The 21285-nt window shown below is 61.1% G+C and carries 20 protein-coding genes and 1 tRNA gene; 10 read left to right on the top strand and 11 right to left on the bottom strand.

Going from position 1 to position 21285, the window contains the following annotated elements; genetic code table 11:
• Window positions 1-72: 72 nt before the first annotated feature.
• On the bottom strand, window positions 73-564 hold the full coding sequence (locus AB8A38_RS24110) for a Dps family protein (protein ID WP_439088594.1): 492 nt from the start codon (window positions 562-564) through the stop codon (window positions 73-75).
• A 264-nt stretch (window positions 565-828) separates the two neighbouring features.
• Between AB8A38_RS24110 and AB8A38_RS24105 the strand changes: the two genes are divergently transcribed.
• On the top strand, window positions 829-1524 hold the full coding sequence (locus AB8A38_RS24105) for a class I SAM-dependent methyltransferase (protein WP_439087686.1): 696 nt from the start codon (window positions 829-831) through the stop codon (window positions 1522-1524).
• A gap of 215 nt (window positions 1525-1739) precedes the next feature.
• Here AB8A38_RS24105 and AB8A38_RS24100 read toward each other — a convergent pair whose 3' ends face one another.
• On the bottom strand, window positions 1740-2105 hold the full coding sequence (locus AB8A38_RS24100; RefSeq protein ID WP_089265920.1) for an ArsR/SmtB family transcription factor: 366 nt from the start codon (window positions 2103-2105) through the stop codon (window positions 1740-1742).
• Between the two features lie 115 nt (window positions 2106-2220).
• Here AB8A38_RS24100 and AB8A38_RS24095 point away from each other — a divergent pair, with 115 nt between their 5' ends.
• The 4 genes from AB8A38_RS24095 to AB8A38_RS24080 all read left to right on the top strand — a co-directional run bounded on the left by AB8A38_RS24095 (window position 2221) and on the right by AB8A38_RS24080 (window position 8311).
• A complete protein-coding gene (locus tag AB8A38_RS24095; RefSeq protein ID WP_439087685.1) occupies window positions 2221-3393 on the top strand; it encodes an MFS transporter in 1173 nt (390 codons plus the stop codon).
• 171 nt (window positions 3394-3564) lie between these two features.
• On the top strand, window positions 3565-7029 hold the full coding sequence (carB, locus tag AB8A38_RS24090; RefSeq protein WP_089265918.1) for a carbamoyl-phosphate synthase large subunit: 3465 nt from the start codon (window positions 3565-3567) through the stop codon (window positions 7027-7029).
• Between the two features lie 198 nt (window positions 7030-7227).
• On the top strand, window positions 7228-7704 hold the full coding sequence (gene greA, locus AB8A38_RS24085; protein WP_439087684.1) for a transcription elongation factor GreA: 477 nt from the start codon (window positions 7228-7230) through the stop codon (window positions 7702-7704).
• A gap of 202 nt (window positions 7705-7906) precedes the next feature.
• Window positions 7907-8311 (top strand): DoxX family protein, encoded by a 405-nt coding sequence (locus AB8A38_RS24080; protein ID WP_439087683.1) that lies wholly within the window; start codon window positions 7907-7909, stop codon window positions 8309-8311.
• A gap of 70 nt (window positions 8312-8381) precedes the next feature.
• Here AB8A38_RS24080 and AB8A38_RS24075 read toward each other — a convergent pair whose 3' ends face one another.
• A complete protein-coding gene (locus AB8A38_RS24075) occupies window positions 8382-8861 on the bottom strand; it encodes an Lrp/AsnC family transcriptional regulator (RefSeq protein ID WP_315843818.1) in 480 nt (159 codons plus the stop codon).
• 261 nt (window positions 8862-9122) lie between these two features.
• Here AB8A38_RS24075 and trxB point away from each other — a divergent pair, with 261 nt between their 5' ends.
• Entirely contained in the window at window positions 9123-10088 is a 966-nt protein-coding gene (gene trxB, locus AB8A38_RS24070; protein WP_439087682.1) for a thioredoxin-disulfide reductase, read from the top strand.
• A gap of 32 nt (window positions 10089-10120) precedes the next feature.
• Window positions 10121-11014: a LysR family transcriptional regulator gene (locus AB8A38_RS24065; RefSeq protein WP_089266250.1), complete on the top strand. Its 894-nt coding sequence runs from the start codon at window positions 10121-10123 to the stop codon at window positions 11012-11014.
• 253 nt (window positions 11015-11267) lie between these two features.
• Here AB8A38_RS24065 and AB8A38_RS24060 read toward each other — a convergent pair whose 3' ends face one another.
• Window positions 11268-13700: a heavy metal translocating P-type ATPase gene (locus AB8A38_RS24060; RefSeq protein WP_439087681.1), complete on the bottom strand. Its 2433-nt coding sequence runs from the start codon at window positions 13698-13700 to the stop codon at window positions 11268-11270.
• On the opposite strand from AB8A38_RS24060, the gene AB8A38_RS24055 reads away from it, so the two are divergent.
• Together AB8A38_RS24055 and AB8A38_RS24050 are read left to right on the top strand one after the other, a co-directional pair.
• Window positions 13699-13974, top strand: coding sequence for a metal-sensitive transcriptional regulator (locus tag AB8A38_RS24055; RefSeq protein WP_089266249.1), 276 nt, complete (start codon window positions 13699-13701; stop codon window positions 13972-13974). The two genes, AB8A38_RS24060 and AB8A38_RS24055, sit on opposite strands and share 2 nt — an antisense overlap.
• A 266-nt stretch (window positions 13975-14240) precedes the next feature.
• Window positions 14241-16628 carry an EAL domain-containing protein gene (locus tag AB8A38_RS24050; RefSeq protein ID WP_439087680.1) on the top strand — a complete coding sequence of 796 codons (2388 nt, stop codon included), beginning with the start codon at window positions 14241-14243 and terminating at the stop codon, window positions 16626-16628.
• A gap of 93 nt (window positions 16629-16721) precedes the next feature.
• On the opposite strand, the gene AB8A38_RS24045 is transcribed toward AB8A38_RS24050, so the two are convergent.
• The 3 genes from AB8A38_RS24045 to AB8A38_RS24035 all read right to left on the bottom strand — a co-directional run bounded on the left by AB8A38_RS24045 (window position 16722) and on the right by AB8A38_RS24035 (window position 18417).
• The gene (locus tag AB8A38_RS24045) at window positions 16722-17402 is read right to left on the bottom strand and encodes a ParA family protein (protein WP_068728738.1); all 681 of its coding nucleotides are present in this window, start codon (window positions 17400-17402) and stop codon (window positions 16722-16724) included.
• A gap of 209 nt (window positions 17403-17611) precedes the next feature.
• Window positions 17612-17983 (bottom strand): hypothetical protein, encoded by a 372-nt coding sequence (locus AB8A38_RS24040; protein WP_439087679.1) that lies wholly within the window; start codon window positions 17981-17983, stop codon window positions 17612-17614.
• 173 nt (window positions 17984-18156) lie between these two features.
• Entirely contained in the window at window positions 18157-18417 is a 261-nt protein-coding gene (locus AB8A38_RS24035; protein ID WP_439087678.1) for a hypothetical protein, read from the bottom strand.
• Window positions 18418-18675: 258 nt separating this feature from the next.
• Here AB8A38_RS24035 and AB8A38_RS24030 point away from each other — a divergent pair, with 258 nt between their 5' ends.
• Window positions 18676-19323 carry an SGNH/GDSL hydrolase family protein gene (locus tag AB8A38_RS24030; RefSeq protein WP_439087677.1) on the top strand — a complete coding sequence of 216 codons (648 nt, stop codon included), beginning with the start codon at window positions 18676-18678 and terminating at the stop codon, window positions 19321-19323.
• 30 nt (window positions 19324-19353) lie between these two features.
• Here AB8A38_RS24030 and AB8A38_RS24025 read toward each other — a convergent pair whose 3' ends face one another.
• The 4 genes from AB8A38_RS24025 to AB8A38_RS24010 all read right to left on the bottom strand — a co-directional run bounded on the left by AB8A38_RS24025 (window position 19354) and on the right by AB8A38_RS24010 (window position 21150).
• On the bottom strand, window positions 19354-19584 hold the full coding sequence (locus AB8A38_RS24025; RefSeq protein WP_439087676.1) for a hypothetical protein: 231 nt from the start codon (window positions 19582-19584) through the stop codon (window positions 19354-19356).
• 264 nt (window positions 19585-19848) lie between these two features.
• A tRNA-His gene (locus AB8A38_RS24020) sits at window positions 19849-19925 on the bottom strand.
• A gap of 150 nt (window positions 19926-20075) precedes the next feature.
• A complete protein-coding gene (locus AB8A38_RS24015) occupies window positions 20076-20510 on the bottom strand; it encodes a phasin (RefSeq protein ID WP_116663246.1) in 435 nt (144 codons plus the stop codon).
• A 268-nt stretch (window positions 20511-20778) separates the two neighbouring features.
• On the bottom strand, window positions 20779-21150 hold the full coding sequence (locus AB8A38_RS24010; RefSeq protein WP_115033036.1) for a phasin: 372 nt from the start codon (window positions 21148-21150) through the stop codon (window positions 20779-20781).
• Between the last annotated feature and the right edge of the window lie 135 nt (window positions 21151-21285).

Genomic DNA, 21285 nt, shown 5'->3' with positions numbered 1-21285 from the left:
AACAACGGCATCTGCACATGAAAACGCCCGCTGTGAAGCGGGCGCTTTGACATATTCAATCGGGAACGACGCTTACGCCTCGTTGCCGCCTTCCTGACGAGACGCTTCGAACAGGAACCAGGTGCGGCGCTCGGTGTCGTCGATGTAGTTTTCGAGCAGGCTGGCGCTGGCGACGTCCTTGGCGTCGTCGCAAATATCGTGGGCCTTGCGCATCGCCGCTGCCATCTTCTTGTTGTCGTTCATCAGCTCGCGCAGCATCTCCACCGGCGGCACATAGGCTTCGTCATTGTCCTTGATGGTCTGCAGCTTGGCGACCTCGCCGATCGAGCGCAGCGTGCGTCCGCCGATCTTGCGCACGCGCTCCGCCAACGGGTCTGTCGTCGCAAAAATCTGGTCGGACTGCTCGTCGAGCATCAGGTGATAGTCGCGGAAATGGCGCCCGCTGAGATGCCAGTGGAAATTCTTGGTCTTCAGGTAGAGCGCGAAAGCGTCGGCGAGCAACCCGTTCAGCGCCTTTGTCACCTTCTCCACGGCGTCGGCTGAGAGGTCAGTCGGGGTATTCATTTCGGCGGCGATTTTCGATGTCTTGGTGCTCACGTTACTTACCTTCCCGTGTCGGATGATTTGATGGCTGGAGGGTTGTCGTCAGGGCGGAAGATTTCAGGAAAAATCGGAGTGGTCTTGACGGAAAGCACTGCAAATTTCCGAAAACTGCGGTTCTTGAAGGAAAGGCGGTTTCCCACGCGCCTGAAAACGCTCTAGACCGTCTCAACGCATCACAAATATAGCGGTTCCCGACACGGGAACAACAATCGGGCCGGGTAGACGATGGAAGATTGGATCGATTATTACGATTCCACGCATACGATTTATGCGAGCAAGCTACATCGTGACGTGCATTTCGAGGTCATCGCCCGCGATATCATTGGCTACATCGCCTCTCAGGATGCCGTCGTGCTCGACTATGCCTGCGGCGAAGCACTCTCGGCCGCCAAGGTGGCCAATGCCTGCAGCAAGCTGATCCTGGCAGAGCCCGCGCCTGGCGTTCGCGGCCGGCTGGTCGCCCGCTTCGCGCCCAACACCAAAATTCGGGTCCGGTCGCTGGAAGAGTTGCGCAACATGACGGCGCAGTCGATCGACCTGGCTGTCATGAATTCGGTGGCTCAGTATATGAGCGGCCCCGAACTCGACGATGCCTTCGCAATCATCAAGCGACTGCTGGCGCCTGGCGGCAAGCTGGTGGTCGGCGACATCCTGCAGCCCGATGTCGGCATGGTGACCGACGTCATCGCGCTGCTGAAGCTCGCCCGGGAACACGGCTTTCTGTGGGATGCGTTCGTTGGGCTTGTTCGCACGGCCCTCTCCGACTACCGCCAGCTGCGCACCAAGGTTGGCCTGCAGCGCTACAGCGAGGCGGAGATGCTGGCCAAGCTGACCGCGGCCGGTTTCCGGGCCTCGCGGGCGCCGGTCAATATCGGCCACAATTCCTCGCGCATGACCTTCGTCGCCCATCACGCATTCTGAGGCGTCGGCGGGCAAACGGACGATTAAGGTTAACAGACGGTTTACAAAACTTGAGGTGGATCGCCACCCCGTGATCGGTAACATTGTGCTCGGCCCGGTGGCGGAAATGTCTACGCGGGGGCGATGCATCGCTCTTTATCCTGGTTCAAGTCCAGGCTGGGCCTCCAACCTTTCAGACATTCACCAGTGCGTCGGCCACCCGCGCGTCGGCGCTGTCAGGCTTCGGTGAATTCCAGCACCGGCAGCTGCAGGCGCTCGGCATCGCGCTCGGCCGATGCGAGCACCGCATCCAGCAAACCCGGAAACCTGCTCTCGAGATCTTCGCGGCGCAGTTTCATCAACCTCGCTGTCCCCACCGCGCGCGTTTCCATCAGGCCGGCCTCGCGCAGTTTCGCAAAATGATAGGCGAGATTGGACTTGCCACTGAGGCCGTAGAAATCGCCGCAGCGCAATTCACCGACCTCTTTCTCGCGTTTGGCCAGATTGTAGACGATCGCCAGCCGGATCGGATCGCTCAGGCAATCCATCACGCCAGGCAATTCGATCTGTTCGCGCGTGGGATGCGGGAGAATGCGGCTCATGGCTCTTCAATACTGATTCCGACCGGCCGTCGCAATGTTCAATATTTCTTGAACCATTTGACATTTTGCACCGCCGCATCAATAGTTCAACGGACCTTGAACTAAGGATCTGGCGATGAGCGTCTTCTGGCTGGCCCTAGCGGCATTTGCGATTGGAACAGAAGCATTTGTAATTGCTGGTCTTCTTCCAATCATGGCAGCGGACCTGAATGTTACGTTGGCGGCCACGGGACAATTGGTCACCGTTTACGCGATCACTTATGCGATCGGCTCGCCGATCCTGGCTGTGCTGTTCAGCAATTTTGACCGCCGCACCGTCGTCTCGCTGGCGCTGGTCTGCTTCATCGTCGGAAACCTATTGGCGGCCGTTGCGACCACATTCGGCATTCTCTTGCTATCGCGCATGCTGATGGCCGTCGGCGCCGGACTGTGCATGCCGACCGCCATGGCCGTCGCAATCGCGATCGCTGCACCGGAACGCCGTGGCCGCGCCGCGTCGCTGGTGATCTCCGGCCTGACGGTGGCGACGGTTCTGGGCGTGCCGCTCGGGACCTGGGTCGGCAGTCATTTTGGCTGGCGGTCGACGTTCGTGATGGTCGCCGCGCTCGGCGCCGTCGCATTGGCCGGGCTGCTGCTGGGATTGCCCCGCGGTTTGCCACGCACGGCTGCCACACTCGGTCAGAGGCTTGCCGTCGCGCGCCATCCCGAAGTGCTGAAAACCCTTGCTGTGACCTGCATGTGGGGCCTCGGAGGCTTTACCTCATTCACCTATCTGGCTGTACCGCTGCACCGACTTGGCTTTGACGCCAACGGAATCAGTCTGGCACTGCTGGTCTTCGGCGTCGCCGCGGCCATCGGAAACACCTTGGGCGGCGCGATGTCCGACCGTATCGGGCCGCTCCGAACCTCGACGCTGGGCCTGATCGGCATGATGCTGTCACTGACGCTGCAATCGGTGGCCCTGATATTCGCGCCGCCCGCCACTGCGGGCGTGCTGTTTCTGGTCTTTATTTTTACCCAGGGCGTTGCCGGCTGGATGTTCTATCCCGGACAGGTCGCGCATCTCGTGCGCGTCACGCCGGAAGCCTCGGTCATCGCGCTCTCGCTGAACGCCTCGGCCATGTATATCGGCTTTGCCGCCGGCAGCGCGTTGGGCGGCGTGGTGCTGTCGACATTGAGCTCCAACCACCTCGGCTGGATCGGCGGCTGCGCCGAGGCGGCAGCCCTCGCGCTCGTCCTCGCCGGACACCTTCTGAAGCGCCCGAAACCGGCCCAAATTGCCGGTTGATGGCACCTTCAAAAGCCTTCCCCGCCCCGTTATAGTGGTCTAAAGACAGCCGCGCGCGAGGATCGGCCTATGGCTCCCTGAGGGGTCCATGGCTGGTTTGGCGCCCGGGCCCGAGGGACGCGCGTATGCGCGCCCTTTTTTTGTGCCGATTTGTCACCACCGCGAGTTTAAATGCCAAAACGCACCGACATATCCACCATCCTGATCATCGGCGCCGGTCCTATCGTGATCGGCCAGGCCTGCGAGTTCGACTATTCGGGCACCCAAGCCGTCAAGACGCTCAAGGAAGAGGGCTACCGGATCGTTCTGGTCAATTCCAATCCGGCCACGATCATGACGGACCCGGAGCTGGCGGACGCGACCTATATCGAGCCGATCACACCCGAGATCGTCGCCAAGATCATCGAAAAGGAGCGCGGCGACCGCTCCAAGGGTTTTGCGCTGCTGCCGACCATGGGCGGCCAGACCGCGCTGAACTGCGCGCTGTCGCTGCGCCAGCAAGGCACGCTGGAGAAGTTCGACGTCGAGATGATCGGCGCCACCGCCGAAGCCATCGACAAGGCCGAAGACCGCCAGCTGTTCCGCGAGGCGATGACGAAAATCGGGTTGGAGACGCCGAAGTCGCGGCTCGCCAACGCATCCGCGCTGAAGAAGCAGTATCGCGAGCAGCACCAGGCCGAAAAAGCCAAGCTGACGGGCGACGCGCTGGCCGAGCACGAGCGCCAGTGGGTGCTGCATGAAGGCGACCGCCGCAAGCGTTATCAGGAGCACGCTCTCGGCCAGGCGCTGATGGCGCTGTCTGAAATTGGTTTGCCCGCGATCATCCGCCCGTCCTTCACCATGGGCGGCACCGGCGGCGGCATTGCCTATAACCGCGAAGAATTCCTCGACATCATCGAGCGCGGCCTCGACGCGTCTCCGACCAACGAAGTACTGATCGAAGAGTCAGTGCTCGGCTGGAAAGAGTACGAGATGGAAGTCGTCCGCGACAAGAAGGACAACTGCATCATCATCTGCTCGATCGAGAACCTCGATCCGATGGGCGTGCACACTGGCGACTCGATCACCGTCGCGCCGGCGCTAACGCTGACCGACAAAGAATACCAGATCATGCGCGACGCCTCGCTGGCGGTGCTGCGTGAGATCGGCGTCGAGACCGGCGGCTCCAACGTGCAGTTCGGCGTCAATCCTGCCGACGGCCGCATGGTTGTGATCGAGATGAATCCGCGCGTGTCGCGCTCGTCGGCGCTGGCCTCGAAGGCCACCGGTTTCCCAATCGCCAAGGTCGCGGCAAAGCTTGCCGTCGGCTATACGCTGGATGAAATCGCCAACGACATCACCGGCGGCGCAACGCCTGCATCGTTCGAGCCGACCATCGATTATGTCGTCACCAAGATTCCCCGCTTCGCCTTCGAGAAATTCCCGGGCGCATCGCGCACGCTGACGACGTCGATGAAGTCGGTCGGCGAAGTGATGGCCATCGGCCGCACATTCCAGGAGTCGCTGCAGAAGGCGCTGCGCGGACTTGAGACCGGCCTGACCGGTCTCGACGAAATCGAGATCGAGGATCTCGGCCGCGGCGACGACAAGAACGCCATCCGCGCTGCACTCGGCACGCCGACGCCGGACCGTCTGTTGCAGGTTGGCCAGGCCATGCGTTTGGGCTGGACCGATGAGGAGATTTTCAACTCCTGCAAGATCGATCCGTGGTTCCTCGCCGAGATGCGCGGCATCGTCGAAATGGAAGCCAAGGTGAAAGCCAATGGCCTGCCCGCCAACGCCTTCGGCATGCGGACGCTGAAGGCCATGGGCTTCTCCGACGCGCGCCTCGCGGTGCTCGCTGGCAAGACCGAGGCCGACGTCAAGGCACTGCGCCGCTCGCTCGATGTGCGCCCGGTGTTCAAGCGCATCGACACCTGCGCGGCCGAATTCGCCTCGCCGACCGCTTACATGTATTCGACCTATGAGTCGTCCTTCGCAGGCGCCTTCGCTGACGAGAGTCAGCCGTCCGACAAGAACAAGGTCATCATTCTTGGCGGCGGCCCGAACCGTATCGGCCAGGGCATCGAGTTCGACTATTGCTGCTGTCACGCCTGCTTCGCGCTCGCCGACGCCGGCTACGAGACCATCATGGTCAACTGCAATCCGGAAACCGTGTCGACCGACTACGACACGGCGGATCGCCTGTATTTCGAGCCGCTGACTGCCGAAGACGTGCTTGAGATCATCGACACCGAACGTCAGAACGGCACGCTGCATGGCGTGATCGTGCAGTTCGGCGGCCAGACCCCGCTGAAGCTCGCACGCGCGCTGGAAGCCGCCGACGTGCCGATCCTCGGTACCTCGCCGGATGCCATCGATCTTGCCGAAGATCGCGATCGCTTCAAGCGCATCCTCGACAAGCTCAAGCTGAAGCAGCCGAAGAACGGCATCGCCTATTCGGTCGAACAGGCCCGCCTCGTCGCAGCCGATCTCGGCCTGCCGCTGGTGGTGCGTCCGTCCTATGTGCTCGGCGGTCGCGCGATGCAGATCATTCGCGAGGAAAGCCAGCTCGGCGATTACCTGCTCGGCACGCTGCCGGAGCTGGTGCCCGGCGACGTCAAGGCGCGCTATCCGAACGACAAGACCGGCCAGATCAATACGGTGCTCGGCACCAATCCGCTGCTGTTCGATCGCTATCTGTCGGATGCCATCGAAGTCGACGTCGACTGCCTGTGCGATGGCAAGGACACCTTCATTGTCGGCATCATGGAGCATATCGAGGAAGCCGGCATTCACTCCGGCGACTCGGCCTGCTCGCTGCCGCCGCATTCGCTCGACGACGACATGATCGCCGAACTCGAACGCCAGACCCGCGACATGGCGCTCGGCCTCGACGTGGTCGGACTCATGAACGTGCAGTTCGCGGTCAAGGATCGCGACATCTACGTGCTCGAAGTCAATCCGCGCGCGTCGCGCACCGTGCCTTTCGTTGCCAAGGTGATGGGCATGCCGGTGGCCAAGATCGCCGCGCGTATCATGGCCGGCGAGAAGCTCGCCGACTTCAATCTGAAGAAGCGCAAGCTCGATCATGTCGGCGTCAAGGAATCGGTCTTCCCGTTCGCGCGCTTCCCCGGCGTCGATACGGTGCTCGGCCCGGAGATGCGCTCCACCGGCGAAGTGATGGGTATCGATCGCTCGTTCGAAATCGCCTTCGCCAAGAGCCAGCTCGGCGGCGGCACCCGCGTGCCGCGCAGTGGCACCGTGTTCGTGTCCGTGCGCGAAAGCGACAAGACGCGCATTCTCGATGCCGTGAAGCTGCTCTCGTCGAACGGCTTCAAGGTGCTCGCGACGTCGGGAACCCAGCGCTTCCTGGTCGACAACGGCGTCCCCGCCGAGAAGATCAACAAGGTGCTGGAAGGCCGGCCGCACATCGTCGATGCCATCACCAATGGCGAGATTCAGCTGGTTCTGAACACCACCGACGGGCCACAGGCCCTGGCCGACAGCCGCTCACTGCGGCGGGCTGCCCTCTTGCATAAAGTACCGTATTACACCACTCTTTCGGGTGCCGTGGCGGCCGCGCAGGGCGTCCGGGCCTATCTGGGCGGGGACCTTGAGGTCCGCACATTGCAGAGTTACTTTTCCGAAGCCTGAATTCGGGCGGACTGCAGGTCCGACGAGATCAGCTAGGCAAGGCACGACCGGAACTCACCGGTCGCGTCTTTGTTTTGTTTCGGCACTCGAAGCCGGCGTCTGAACTGGCTGCAAGCGCAGCCAAGCCGACATCTTGCAGAACGAAATGGTTTCATGCGCGCGCCGCCGCGTGCCGCATGATGTTAAAGGACGAAGAGAATGGTTGAGAAGGTCCCGATGACAGCAGGTGGCTACGCTGCGCTGGAGGTCGAGCTGAAGGAACGTCAGTCGGTGCACCGTCCGCGGATCATCGAGCAGATCGCCGAAGCCCGCTCCCATGGCGACCTCTCGGAAAATGCCGAGTATCACGCCGCCAAGGAAGAGCAGTCGCATAATGAAGGCCGCATCAGCGATATCGAGGACAAGCTCGCCCGCGCCGATATCATCGATATCTCGAAGCTGTCCGGCGACACCATCAAGTTCGGCGCGACCGTGACGCTGATCGATGAGGACACCGAGAAGAAGGCGGTCTGGCAGATCGTCGGCGAGCCCGAGGCTGATGCCAAGAAAGGTCGTATCTCGATTACCTCGCCACTGGCGCGTGCGCTGATCGGCAAGAGCAAAGGCGCATCGGTCGAAGTCATGGCTCCCGGCGGCGCCAAGGCCTATGAGATCACCAAGGTCGAGTGGCGCTGATCGACAGCGCTCAACGCGAAACAAGAAAGCCGCGCATGATGCGCGGCTTTTTTTGTTGTCCCCTGATTGCGGTATCCAGCCATCGCTACTCACGGAAACTTCTGGAATACTTCCACAGCTCACGTGTTTTCACACGAGAGTGACCAGCATTTTGCATTGCAGTAATGCTAGAAACGATGGTCATCACAGGGGGACTAATGACATGGACCAAGCCTTCGCTAAATTTCAGCCTGCTGCACTAAGCCTTTTCCGCTTCATCACCGGCCTGCTGTTGCTGCAGTATGGCATCGCCAAGATCTTCAAATTTCCGGTTCTGCCCTATTTCGCGAATATTCCGCCATTGATCCAGGTCGCGGCATGGCTTGAGCTCGTCGGCGGTGCGCTGCTGCTGCTCGGCCTGTTCACGCGCCCGGTTGCGTTCATCCTCGCCGGTGAAATGGCTTTCGCTTACTTCCTCGGCCACATGTTTAAAGGCGCGGATCCAGTTTTCCTGCCGCTGCTGAACGGCGGCACCGCTGCCATCCTGTTCTGCTTCTCCTGCCTCTACCTTGCGACGTCAGGCGGAGGCCCGATCAGCCTCGACGCGATACTGCGCAAGAAGAGCTAAGCTCGACATCACGGCAACAAAAAAGGGCGCTCACCGCAAGGTGTGCGCCCTTCGCTTTTAGCAACGCGGTCTAGTCCGCGGTCTTCAATTCCAGCGGCACCGCGGCAGCGTATTTCGAGTTCTGCAAGACCAAGGACGTGCGGACGTTGCGGACATGCGGTGCAGCCGTGAGATGACCGACGAAATCCTGGAAAGTCGCCATATCAGGCGCCACACATTTCAGGATGAAGTCGATCTCGCCCGACAGCATCCAGCACTCCCGCACCAGTGGCTCCTTGCGGACGAAATCCTCGAACGCCTTGAGATCGGCATCGGCCTGGCTCGACAGGTGGACCGAGGCGAACACCGTAACGTCGAAACCGAGCAATCGGGGATCCAGCAACCCGCGGTAGCCCTGGATATAGCCAGCCTCTTCCAGGGTCCGGACCCGGCGGAGGCAGGGCGGCGGCGAGATGCCAACGCGCTTGGCAAGTTCCACATTGGTGATTCGGCCGTCGGCCTGGATTTCGCTGAGAATTTTGAGGTCGATGTCGTCTAGGCTTTTCGGCACGCGGCGCGGATCCTGGCTGGTATTCAAAGAAACCGTTTGGACTCTCTTAGCGCAGGAGCCGCAACCTGCGCAATTTTATTGCGCGTGCATCGCAGAAATTAAGTGTCTCCGGGGGAAAAATTGCCGGGACGAATTGCAATTCTTGCATGGCTCGCCAGATATTCTAGACTAGCAGACAACAGTTTCGACGCCGCAGCGATGCGTTCGCCGGCACATTTCGCCTCAGCAATGACCAATTTCCCTTCAGAAAGGGACTCGACCATGGCCGCCCCCATCCATGCCAAAGTCGTCATCATCGGCTCAGGCCCGGCTGGCTACACTGCCGCTATCTACGCCGCACGCGCGATGCTCGAGCCCGTCCTGATCCAGGGGATCCAGCCCGGCGGTCAGCTCACCATCACCACGGATGTCGAAAACTATCCGGGCTTCGCCGACGTCATCCAGGGTCCCTGGCTGATGGAGCAGATGGAGAAGCAGGCGCATCACGTCGGCACCAAGATCGTCACAGATCTGGTCAGTGACATGGATCTGAGCCAGCGTCCGTTCCGCCTGACCTGCGACAGCGGCGATGTCTATCTCGCCGAAACCGTGATCCTGGCCACCGGCGCGCAGGCGCGCTGGCTCGGCATCCCGTCGGAAGAGAAATTCCAGGGCGGCGGCGTATCCGCCTGTGCCACCTGCGACGGATTCTTTTATCGCAACAAGGAAGTGATCGTGGTCGGCGGCGGTAACACGGCCGTCGAGGAAGCTTTGTTCCTGACCAATTTCGCCTCGCAGGTCACCATCGTGCATCGCCGCGACCATTTCCGTGCCGAACGCATCCTGCAGGAGCGATTGTTCAAGCACCCGAAGATCAAGGTGGTCTGGGACTCGGCGCTCGACGAGATCTGCGGCACCGAAGGCCCGGCCAAGGTCACCCATGTGCGCCTGAAAAACGTCAAGACCGGCGCAACTACTCAAGTGCCAGCGGACGGTGTCTTCATCGCCATCGGCCACGCGCCCGCGACCGAACTCATCAAGGGCCAGATCAAGCTGAAGCCCTCGGGCTATGTCGAAGTGGCCGCGAATTCCACCGCAACCTCGATGCCCGGCGTCTTCGCCGCCGGCGACGTGGCGGACGAAACCTATCGGCAGGCGGTCACCGCCGCGGGCATGGGCTGCATGGCCGCCCTCGAAGCTGAACGCTATCTCGCCGCGCATGCTCATGACCGCGCAGCGGCCGAATAATGATAAAACGAACCCGCGACGGATTTACAGATATGGACTGGGACAAGCTGAAGGTGTTTCACGCGGCGGCGGAAGCGGGGAGCTTCACGCATGCAGGCGAGCAACTGGGCCTGTCGCAATCGGCAGTCTCCCGACAGGTGAGCGCGCTGGAGCAGGAGCTGGCGGTCTCGCTGTTCCACCGCCACGCCCGCGGCCTGATCCTCACCGAACAGGGCGATCTGCTGTTCCGCACCGCCCATGACGTGTTCATGCAGCTCCAGGCGGCTCGCGCAAAGCTGACCGACAGCCGCGAGCGGCCGAGCGGCGACCTCAAGGTCACCACAACCCCGGGCGTCGGCATCAACTGGCTGATCCCGCGCCTTGGCGAGTTCACCGCGCTCTATCCGGAAATCCGCATTTCGCTGATCGTCACCGACGAGGAACTCGACCTGTCGATGCGCGAGGCCGATGTGGCCATCCGTACCCGCAAGCCGACCCAGCCGGACCTGATCCAGCGCAAGCTGTTCGCCATGGGATTCCACGCTTATTGTTCGCCGGAATATATCAAGCATTTCGGCACCCCGCGCACCCTCGACGAACTCGACGGGCACCGCATCATCATGCTCAGCGACGCCCAGGTGTCCCCGCACCTGCAAAATCGCAGCTGGCTGATCGATGCCGGGCGCAACGGCTCCGGCCCGCGCGAACCCTACTTCAAGGTCAACAATATTCTGGGCTTGATGCGCGCCTGCCAGCAGGGCTTGGGCATTGCAGCATTGCCGGACTACCTGGTCGAAGAAAACGATCGCCTGGTTCAGCTCTTCAGCGAGTCGGACTCGATTCAACTCGACACTTATTTTGTCTATCCCGAAGAGTTGAAGACGGTGGCCCGTGTGCAGGTGTTCCGCGACTTCATCGTCAGCAAGGCACAGCGCTGGCCGTCCTAACCCGCAATATTTCAGGGCAGATATGCCCACGCTTCCCAGCATGTCAGACATGCCAAGTGATGCGTTGCTGCATGCCACCTTCAGGGATCATACTTCTCAGACGCTGAGATTTTGCGCTGCGCATTTGTCCCCCTCCTCCAGTGGCGCGAAGTCTCAGTAATCCCTCTTGGAAGGTGATTGTGTCGGCCTCTCGAGGCCAATACCTCAGAGCCGGACTCGTTTGAGTCCGGCTTTTTTTTGCGCCCGCGAATTGTCAGTCCAGCTTCACTTTCGCCAACCGGAGAGCATTCCCGATCACGCTCACCGAGGACAGCGCCATCGCGGCAGCACCGATCATCGGCGACAGCAGAATACCGAAAATCGGATACAGCACCCCGGCCGCGACCGGCACGCCCGCCGCATTGTAGATGAACGCAAATGTCAGATTCTGCCGAATATTGCTCATCACAGCCTTTGATAGTTCGCGCGCACGCACCAGCCCCATCAGATCGCCGGTCAGCAAGGTCACGCCGGCACTCTCGATCGCGACATCGGTCCCCGTGCCCATGGCGATACCGACATCCGCAGCAGCCAGCGCAGGTGCATCGTTGACGCCGTCGCCAACCATGGCGACCCGGCGGCCTTCGCCGCGCAAACGCGTGACCACGTCACTCTTACGCTCTGGCAACACACCCGCCTCGACCTCATCGATACCCAGTGTCTTTGCCACGGCCTTTGCCGTCGTCGCATTGTCGCCGGTGAGCATGACGATCCGCAGGCCGTCGGCACGCAGCTTCTTCAACGCATCCTGCGCCGATGGCTTCACCGGATCGGCAATCGCCATTACGCCGGCAACGCTACCATCGATGGCAACGAAGATAGCAGTCGCACCGTTCTGCCGCGCCAGTTCGGCGACGCCGTCGGAGCGCGTCGTATCCACTTTCAATTCGTCCATCAGCATCGCATTGCCGAGCGCAACGCGCTTGCCATTGACCACACCCGACGCGCCTTTGCCGGATGGCGAGGCGAAGTCACTGGCATCGCTCAGCGCCACATTGCGTTGCTTTGCTTCATTGACGATGGCCTGCGCCAGCGGATGCTCGCTGGACCGTTCGATACTCGCAGCAAGTTGCAGAATGTCGCTTTCGTTGAAACCTTCCGCCGGCGAGATGCTCACCAGTTTCGGCTTGCCTTCCGTCAGCGTACCGGTCTTGTCGATCACAATGGTGTCGATGCTCTCCAGGCGCTCCAGCGCCTGGGCGTCACGCACCAGAATGCCGGCATGGGCGCCGCGACCGACGCCGACCATGATCGACATGGGCGTTGCGAGACCGAGTGCACAGGGGCACGCGATGATCAGCACGGTGACCGCAGCAACAAGCGCAAACGAGAACCGCGGCTCCGGCCCGAAGGTCGCCCAGGCGATGAATGCAATCACCGCTGCGGCCAGCACGGCCGGCACGAACCAGCCGGCGACACGATCCGCGAGACGCTGGATTGGCGCACGCGAGCGCTGTGCCTTGGCGACCATGTCGACAATGCGCGACAACATCGTATCGCGGCCGATCTTGTCGGCCCGCAGCACGAGGCCGCCGCTCTGATTGACGGTGCCACCGATGACGCGCGCGCCTTCGGCCTTGCTCACGGGCATGGACTCGCCGGTCACCATGGATTCATCCACCGATGAACGCCCCTCGGTAACGACGCCGTCGACGGGAATTTTCTCGCCCGGCCTCACCCGCAGCAAATCGCCGATGGCAATGGCGTCGAGGGCGACGTCCTCATCACCGTCCTTGCCAATGCGCCGCGCGGTCTTCGGCGCAAGCCCGAGCAGCGCGCGGATCGCACCTGACGTCTGATTGCGCGCGCGCAGTTCGAGCACCTGACCGAGCAAAACGAGCACGGTGATGACAGCAGCGGCTTCGAAATAGACCGCCACTGCACCGTGATGGTCACGGAACGCGTCGGGAAACAAACCAGGCGCGAAGGTGGCCACAACGCTGTAGACCCACGCCACGCCGGTACCCATGGCGATCAGCGTGAACATGTTGAGATTGCGCGTCACCACCGAGCGCCAGCCGCGTTCGAAGAACGGCGCGCCGGCCCACAGCACCACGGGCGTCGCCAGCACGAACGAGATCCAGTTCGACATTGTCGGCGACACCAGCTGCATCAGGCCGAGATGTGATCCCATCTCCAGCACAAAGACCGGCAGGGTCAGCGCCAGCGCGATCCAGAAGCGCCGGGTCATGTCGATCAGTTCAGGATCTGGCTTGTCGTCGAGCGAGACCTGCTCCGGCTCCAGCGCCATGCCGCAGATCGGACAGCTCCCGGGTCCTTCCTGACGGATCTCCGGGTGCATCGGACAGGTATAGATGGTGCCGGCCGGCGCTGGCGGGGCGGGCTCCTTCGGCTTCAGGAAGCTTTCGGGATCGGCGTTGAAGCGCTCGCGGCATCGGGCACCACAGAAGAAGTATTCATGACCCTGATAGATCAGGCGGTTCTTGGCGGTCGCGGGATCGACGGTCATGCCGCAGACCGGATCGAGCACTTTGGCCGGCGCAGCCTCGTGATGGTGACCATGCGAACAGCATGCGCCATGCGTGTGACCGGCATGGGCATCGTGCCCCGTATGCGTGTGAGTTGTCTCTGCCACCGTGACCTCGCCTCTTGAAACATATACCCTATGGGGGTATATGAACCTCATGCGCAGCGAGATCAAGACGTCCTGTTTAAAACGCCTCAAACGGATCGAGGGCCAGGTCCGCGGCCTTGCCGGCATGGTCGAGGCCGACCGCTATTGCATCGACGTGGTTACGCAGATCGCCGCGGCCCGCGCAGCCTTGCGGCGAGTCGAAGAGGAGATCCTGCGAGATCATGTTGCGCATTGCGTGGAGCACGCGATCTCGTCAGGCGACAAGGCCGATCAGCGTCGCAAGATCGCGGAGTTGATGGACGTGGTCAGCCGCGTCGACCGGTGACGCGAATGCGACGCGCGGGCGCCATGTTAGAAGACGGTTGATCAGTCGTTACGGTTTTTGCCCGGTGAGGGTGGCGCTGAAATGCGACCACACCTTTAGATCATCAAGAGCCGGCGAATATTCGCAAAATTTACGACTGGATAAGCATGCGCAACGCTAGCACCCGGGGCGAACTGATAGCGCCGATCGCCGGTATTTACGTGTCTTTACGTACTTATATCTAACGTTCCGCGCAATTGCGGTAATCCCGCTCGCGGTACCTGTCCATGCTTACGATCTATAACTGCGTCGCCAATGCCCATGATTTCAGGCTCGTCGGACTCGCGGCCATCATCTGCGCGATCGCGTCCCTCGCTGCCATCAACCTGCTCCGTCATGCGCGAAGCGCCACAGGCCGGATGCGCCTCGTCTGGCTCGCGGTGTCCGCGATCTCCACAGGCTTCGGCATCTGGGCCACGCATTTCGTAGCGATGCTGGCGTTCTCGCCGGGGATGCCGAGCGGCTACAATATCGTACTTACGGTCGTCTCGCTGATCGCCGCGCTGCTGCTGACCGGCGCCGGCCTTGCCGTATCGTTGATCCCGAATTTTCGTGCCGGCCTCTGGATCGGCGGCGCCGTCGTCGCGGGCGGCATCGCGGCGATGCATTACACCGGCATGGCCGCCTTCGAACTTCAGGCGCGCATCAACTGGGATACGACGCTCGTCATCGTCTCGATCGTATTGGGAGCCGTGCTCGGTGCGATCGCGCTTCCGGTAGGGTTGCATGGCACCACCCTGCGCTGGAAGATCAGCGGCGCGCTGCTGCTGACGCTCGCGATCTGCAGTCACCATTTCACCGCGATGAGCGCGGTCACGATCACCCCGGATCCGACCATCGCCGTCTCGCCGCTGACCATTCCCGCCGGATGGCTCGCACTTGGCGTCTCATTGATCAGCTTCGCCATCATTGGCCTGGCGCTGGCCGGCATCGTGCTGGATATCCGTGATCACCGCCGCTCCGATCTCGAAGCCGACCGCATGCGCGGACTCGCCAATGCTGCCGTCGAAGGCCTGCTGGTATGCGACGGCGACACGATCGTCACGGTCAACACGTCCTTCGCCGCGCTGGCAGGATCGTCCGCTGAATTGCTGATTGGCGGGCGTCTGCAAGACTGCTTCCCCGATGGAGATACGCGGACGCAGATCATGAGTCAGCCTGACAAATCGGTGGAAGGGAGCCTGCGGCAGCGCAACGGCCAGACGATTCCGGTTGAATTGATCCTGCGTGGAATCGACTTTGCGGGGCAGCCACATCAGGTCATCGCTGTACGTGACCTCCGCGAACGCAAACAGGCCGAACAGCACATCCGCTATCTCGCCCACTACGACTCCCTGACCGGACTGCCCAATCGGGGCACGTTCCATGATCGAATAGATCAGGAGATTGCGACACTATCCAAGGATCGCCCGCTCGCCGTACTTGCTTTGGATCTCGATCAGTTCAAGCAGGTCAATGACCTGTTCGGCCACGCCGCCGGCGACAAGGTCCTCAAGAGCGTAACGGCGCGCATCACCGCCCTGCTTGGCGAAGGCGAGATGATGGCGCGTCTTGGCGGCGACGAGTTCGCCATTCTCTTGCCGAACCTGACCTCGCCCGCAGCTGCGAGTCAATTCGCCGACAGGATACTGGAAGCATTCCGGAGCAAGGATGCCACCTTCGAACTCGGCAGCGTCACCGCCAGTGTCGGCATCGCACTATGCCCAGACGACTCCAGTGATCGCGACACGTTGCTCGCTTGCGCCGACACCGCGCTCTACCGCGCCAAAGCCGAAGGCCGCGCGACCTGGCGCTTCTTCGAGCCTGCAATGGGGGAAGCCGTGCGCGACCGCCGGCTGCTCGAACACGATCTGCGCAACGCCATCGATGCCAATCAGCTGAAAGTGGTGTATCAGCCCCAGGGCACCATGGAGTCGGGCCGCGTGATCGGCTTCGAGGCACTGCTGCGCTGGAACCATCCCGTCCGCGGCAATATTCGCCCCGACATCTTCATTCCGATTGCGGAAGACACCGGCGCCATTCTCGGCATCGGCGAATGGGTGCTGCGCGCCGCCTGCCGTGAAGCGGCGACGTGGAAGTATCCGTTGACCATCGCGGTCAATGTCTCGGCGGTTCAGATCCACCACGATAGCTTTGTCGCAACCGTCCATGAGGTCTTGCTGGAAACCGGCCTGCCCCCGCATCGGCTCGAACTGGAGATTACCGAGACTGCGCTGATCCGCGACTTCGATCGCGCATTGTTGACACTTCGCCGGATCAAGGCGCTCGGCGTTCACATCGCCATGGATGACTTCGGCACCGGCTACTCGTCGCTGTCGAACCTGCGCGCATTCCCTTTCGACAAGATCAAGATCGACGGATCATTCATCAGGTCGGTGAACACCAACAGCCAGGCAGCAGCAATCGTGCGCGCCGTCCTCGGCCTCGGCCGCGGGCTTGGGCTGCCGGTGCTCGCCGAAGGCGTGGAAACCGAAGCGGAGTTCGCATTCCTGCGCGACGAGAAATGCGACGAGGCGCAGGGCTATCTGCTCGGCCGTCCAGCTGACATAGACAACTTCCGTGAAGTCACCCAAGGGGTGACCTCGCCCGCCGGAGATATCGCCATTTCAGCATAGGCGTGAACACCCCACCGTCGCGATCATACCAACGACAAAAAACGCGCGAAAGTCTCGCGCGCTTTTTCTGGGGTCAAAAGAGCAGAACGGCTATCAGGCCGCCTGCTTGTGCATCGCGCCGGTCGCAGATCCGTTGCCGCGAATAGCCTTGATCGAACGTTCGATCGCCGCCCACAGCTTCCCGATCTCGCTGGCTGCGCGACCTTCTGCCTGATATTCGCGGGCGCCTTCGCCGTTGCCAAGCGCGAGCAGGAGATCTGCACGGTTGGTGATCTGACCGGACCACACCGGAGCCTTGAACTTGGCGAGTGCTTCGCGGGCGATCGTCACGATACGGCTTTCGGAATCGTCACGGCGTGCCGGCGCACCATTGATGACCACCGCATAGGGCTTGCGGGCCGAGCGGCAGCTCTGGATCGTCGCCTGCACCGCGTCGACGTCGAACACGCCGGGACGGGCAGGAATGATCACCATGGTTGCGTTCTTGATGGCATCGTCGACCACAGCCGATGTATTCGGCGGCGTATCGATGAACACCCATTCAAAACCGTCACGCTTCGCGGCGGCAACCATTTCGGTCACGCTGCGATTTGCGATCTTCAGCGGCGGTTCATTTGTTCCCCGCAGCTTGTGCCACAGCGTCAACGAACCCTGCGGATCCGCGTCGATGAGCAAGCAAGGCTTCGTTGATTTATGAACTTGAGCAGCAAGATGTGCAGCCAGGGTACTCTTCCCCGAGCCACCTTTACGCGATGCGAAAACTATGACGTTCATATGTTGGCCTCCAGATTGACCCCAGGAGGCGAAAATGAATCAGTCTGCTGATTCGTTAAAGTCATATTTACGCGTAATTCAAGGATATGTGCCTGATTTGTTTGGAATGTTGGTTTTTGAGTCACACAGTGCGGCGCAACAGGCCCGAAATGAGTCAGGTGTAGTACGCTTGTCGCCACTTTGTCGCACTGTGGTATCAAGTCAGACGCTCAAATCTTGCTATCAGCGCCGTTGGAACGCGTTGAGTCCGGGCCTTCGATAGCAATGCCCTTCGCGCGCTGACGTTCGATCCACTTCCGCTCAAGCCAACCGAGAAACTGCGCCACCGGTTTTTCCAGTGGCGGAATATCCTGTGCAATGAGGATGAGTCCGAGCGGCAACATCCAGAGGCCCAGCACGGGAAGAATGCTGAAAATGCCCCCGATAATGAGCAAAATTCCAAGCGGGAATCGAACGAGCTTCGATGAGGGCTTGCGCAACCAGCCCACAAATCTGGCGGGTCCGGGCGGAAGTTTGGTTTCGAACCAGGCAAGATGCCGATTGAGTTCGGCCTTGTAGTCGATAGTGGCTTTGCTGCTCAAAATGACGCTCCTCATCGTCCGGAGATGTTGCTTCGTGGCGTGATACCAACGTGTCAGTTTGTCACGGGTTCATTTTTTTGCCACGATCGACGGCGTCACGGTGCAGCGGCTCGGCGAGATCTCGCCGTTCTGCACGCTGACTAAACGTCCGTTCACGTGAAAGCGAAGCCTGATCAGCTCGGACGAGTCGGTTTTTTCGTCCTTCGCGACTTGCCCGCGGGTTTACGCGTGCTGGCCGGCGTTGCCCGAAAGAATTGCGCGCAGCCCGGGCTCAATTGCGCCCGCTTCTGAACCATGCAGGCCGTCACGCGATCCACATCGGGAATGGCTGAGCTACAGAGCCGAAAGGCATCGCCGGTACAAAGCTGTTGCTGATCCTCGGTATAGGCTTGTGACGGCGTCGCCAAGAACGACGCGCCGATCATGAGTGACATGGCAAGCGACCCGCTCAAAATCCCTGGACGTACCGGCATAGTCTCCCCCTGGTTGCACGTTATCGTGGGAGTGTCGGAGACGATTGCCAGCTTGGCAAGGCGGACGTGACAGGGATCGGGCTTGCCTTCGCGCCGGCCCTGTAGTTTCTCCCGAACATCGCGGCGCCGTTGCCCCGTCGCAACCTCGTGCGAGAGACAGTCCAAGATGAACAGTGAGACAAAAACGATACTCCGAACCTGCGCGGGCGGTTCACGATCATGAACTGGACCCGTATTGGCATTATCGGCTTCGTGGGATTGTGCGGCTGGGCAGCATGGCCCAAAGGAAATGACGCGACGCCGCCGCGCCCGCTTCTGATCAGGGCAGCATTGAAACAGGTCGATGATCCCGTCATCATCCTCGGCGACAGCATCGTCAAACGCGCAACCTTCCCCCGTGCCGTCTGCGGTCGGCCCATCGTCAATGCCGGAATCGACGGATCGACGACATCGAGCGGTCTCGATGCCATGCTGACAAAAGCACTTGGCGGGAAGCAGGCCGCCATGGTCGTCGTCTCCCTCGGACTCAACGATGCTGCGGTCCCTGTGAACGTGGACTCATACAGGACCAACTATCTCGCTTTGCTCGCGGCGCTGAAATCCACGGCTCCACGAATGGCCATCGCGACCGTGACGCCTGCTGAAGCTGGCAAATCCGATAACGCGCGCATCAACGACCGGGCGATCGACAACTACAACGCGTTGCTGCCAACCATCGCCGGCGATGCTGGCGCGAGCCTTGTCACCATCCCGTCCATGCCGGCGAAATACACAACCGACGGCGTTCATCTGAATGATGCCGGCTATGCGATCTGGACCAAGGCGGTGCTCGGCGGGGTCAGCGAGGTCCTCTGCAAAGGCAAGTAGCAGCGCAAGCGATCAACGCAGAAAGCCGCATCAGGCCTCGTTCACGCCAACGCCGCGCTCGTCAAGGAGCTGCTGCCCTTTCAACGTGATCGCAAATTTCGGCCCCGCTGCCGGCTTGGCTTGATCGATCACCTCGACAAGCCCTTGGGCAATCAGCCCGTCAAGCACGGCACGTTTTTCGGCATTGAGATCGAGCCCGGAGGCACGCGCGATGTCGCACATCATCGCAATAGCGGTATTGCTGATATCAGCGTCGATCATGATTGCCTCCCGGTCGTTGGGAAGCCAACGGAACGATGGCAATCGAGTTCCACGACCGGCCTAGCGGAAGCACGCGGGCATTTGGGACGTCGAGTTGCCCGAAGGCGGGCTGTTTGTGCGGAAACCTTACAGCCCCGAGCAGATCGTGGGCACGCTGAATGATCTGACCGGCGCGCCGGCGTTACCGGCCCGACCCACGCGGTCAGACATTGCCGCAGCCCAAAGCAACGGCCACGTTCGAATCGGCTAAATGATTGATTTGTATGGTACAGTTGGGTGGTCTCGAACCACCGACCTCCTGCTCCACAAACAGGCGCTCTAACCAACTGAGCTACAACTGCATCCTGACCGGCCCCAAAATCAGGGGTCCCGAACAGGCGGGAAACTAGGTGCAACGCATCACTTTGGCAAGGCCGCGATGATGATTTTTGGCGCAAACAGAAGCCCGGGCTTGCGGCCCGGGCTTTCGATTATTTGGCGGTGCGATCGGCTCAGGCAGCCGGCTGGAACAGCTTCGAAGCGCCGGTCTTGATCGGTTCGGCGGTCTCGGAGGCGATCTTCTGGCCGAGTTCGGCCAGCTGCTTGGTCTGACCGGTGAAGGTTTCAACCTGGCTGCGCGCAAAAGCGGTCCACAGCTCCATCGCCTGCGATGGCGACTTCACGCCGATCAGCGACTGGGCGAAGTCGAAGCCCGCATTGGTATTGGTCTTGGCAATGTCGAGCAGCTTGGCCGAATATTCGGCAGCGCCCTTGGTGGCCGTGCCGAACACAGCTTCAACCGTGCTGTTATGGGTCTCGGCAGCGTCCTTGAACTTGGCATAACCCTCGCGCGCCTGCGAGACGCCCTTTTCGGCGAACGCGCGGACCTGCTCCGGCACCTGGAACGGGATAACGGAAGATGAGAACGGATCGGTCGATTCGGCCATAGCGTGCATCCTTCGTGGTGGGGGTGAAATCAATAAACCCGTGGAGGCTGCGGAAGGCACCGGTGCCTTTCATCAGCTGGCGGGAAACAGAGCGGCATCGCCATCAGCGATGCGTCATTGTGGTTACCGCAATATCATGTCGGAATTGTGCGACGCAACAGAATATTGCACCGCAGAATCGCATGAGACCCGGATCGAATGCGCGCCCACGTCATGGAACTCGCCAAATATCAACCATTGATTGCAGAACGGAGAGCGCAGAGGTCGGTCAGCTCTTGGGCTTGGCGGCGTCCATGGCAGCGCGGCTCATGATCTGGCCCATTTCGCTGGCCTGCTCTGCCAGCGACTTCATCTGCGATTGCACGTATTCGCTGTGGAGCCGCATGACGTCGCCCAGATCCTTGGCGTGCAGCAGCTGCTGGGCATAATCCAGCGACGCGGCGACGTTCTTCTCGGCATAAGCGATCGCCTTGGTGCTGACATCCTTGGCGCCGGCGCGCACGGTCTCACCGCGGTTTTCGATCGACGACGCCGTGCTCTGGGCGCTGGCCAGAAACTTCTCGAATGCCTGCTTGGCCTGGTCAAAGCTGGCTTCGGCCATTGCGCGCATTTCCTTCGGAATTTCGAATTGGTCGGTCATGTCCCGCTCCATTTTGCATTGACGAAGCCATCCACGGCCCCGTCTCCCGTGTCGCCCACTGCAATCTAGCCGAGCTTGGCATCGCCGATGTGACGCGGCGTCCCGTCCTCGTCCGATCCCATCGTGGACCTTTGT

Source organism: Tardiphaga sp. 839_C3_N1_4, assembly GCF_051811045.1.
Classification (GTDB): Bacteria; Pseudomonadota; Alphaproteobacteria; order Rhizobiales; family Xanthobacteraceae; genus Tardiphaga.
This window is presented reverse-complemented; position numbering and strand designations above follow the sequence as displayed.

Bases quoted from the DNA above. Each gene is read 5' to 3' on its own strand.
- AB8A38_RS24110 (WP_439088594.1), bottom strand. From the start codon at position 564: ATGAATACCCCGACTGACCTCTCAGCCGACGCCGTGGAGAAGGTGACA.
- AB8A38_RS24105 (WP_439087686.1), top strand. From the start codon at position 829: ATGGAAGATTGGATCGATTATTACGATTCCACGCATACGATTTATGCG.
- AB8A38_RS24100 (WP_089265920.1), bottom strand. From the start codon at position 2,105: ATGAGCCGCATTCTCCCGCATCCCACGCGCGAACAGATCGAATTGCCT.
- AB8A38_RS24095 (WP_439087685.1), top strand. From the start codon at position 2,221: ATGAGCGTCTTCTGGCTGGCCCTAGCGGCATTTGCGATTGGAACAGAA.
- carB (WP_089265918.1), top strand. From the start codon at position 3,565: ATGCCAAAACGCACCGACATATCCACCATCCTGATCATCGGCGCCGGT.
- greA (WP_439087684.1), top strand. From the start codon at position 7,228: ATGGTTGAGAAGGTCCCGATGACAGCAGGTGGCTACGCTGCGCTGGAG.
- AB8A38_RS24080 (WP_439087683.1), top strand. From the start codon at position 7,907: ATGGACCAAGCCTTCGCTAAATTTCAGCCTGCTGCACTAAGCCTTTTC.
- trxB (WP_439087682.1), top strand. From the start codon at position 9,123: ATGGCCGCCCCCATCCATGCCAAAGTCGTCATCATCGGCTCAGGCCCG.
- AB8A38_RS24065 (WP_089266250.1), top strand. From the start codon at position 10,121: ATGGACTGGGACAAGCTGAAGGTGTTTCACGCGGCGGCGGAAGCGGGG.
- AB8A38_RS24055 (WP_089266249.1), top strand. From the start codon at position 13,699: ATGCGCAGCGAGATCAAGACGTCCTGTTTAAAACGCCTCAAACGGATC.
- AB8A38_RS24060 (WP_439087681.1), bottom strand. From the start codon at position 13,700: ATGAGGTTCATATACCCCCATAGGGTATATGTTTCAAGAGGCGAGGTC.
- AB8A38_RS24050 (WP_439087680.1), top strand. From the start codon at position 14,241: ATGCTTACGATCTATAACTGCGTCGCCAATGCCCATGATTTCAGGCTC.
- AB8A38_RS24045 (WP_068728738.1), bottom strand. From the start codon at position 17,402: ATGAACGTCATAGTTTTCGCATCGCGTAAAGGTGGCTCGGGGAAGAGT.
- AB8A38_RS24035 (WP_439087678.1), bottom strand. From the start codon at position 18,417: ATGTCACTCATGATCGGCGCGTCGTTCTTGGCGACGCCGTCACAAGCC.
- AB8A38_RS24030 (WP_439087677.1), top strand. From the start codon at position 18,676: ATGAACTGGACCCGTATTGGCATTATCGGCTTCGTGGGATTGTGCGGC.
- AB8A38_RS24025 (WP_439087676.1), bottom strand. From the start codon at position 19,584: ATGATCGACGCTGATATCAGCAATACCGCTATTGCGATGATGTGCGAC.
- AB8A38_RS24015 (WP_116663246.1), bottom strand. From the start codon at position 20,510: ATGGCCGAATCGACCGATCCGTTCTCATCTTCCGTTATCCCGTTCCAG.
- AB8A38_RS24010 (WP_115033036.1), bottom strand. From the start codon at position 21,150: ATGACCGACCAATTCGAAATTCCGAAGGAAATGCGCGCAATGGCCGAA.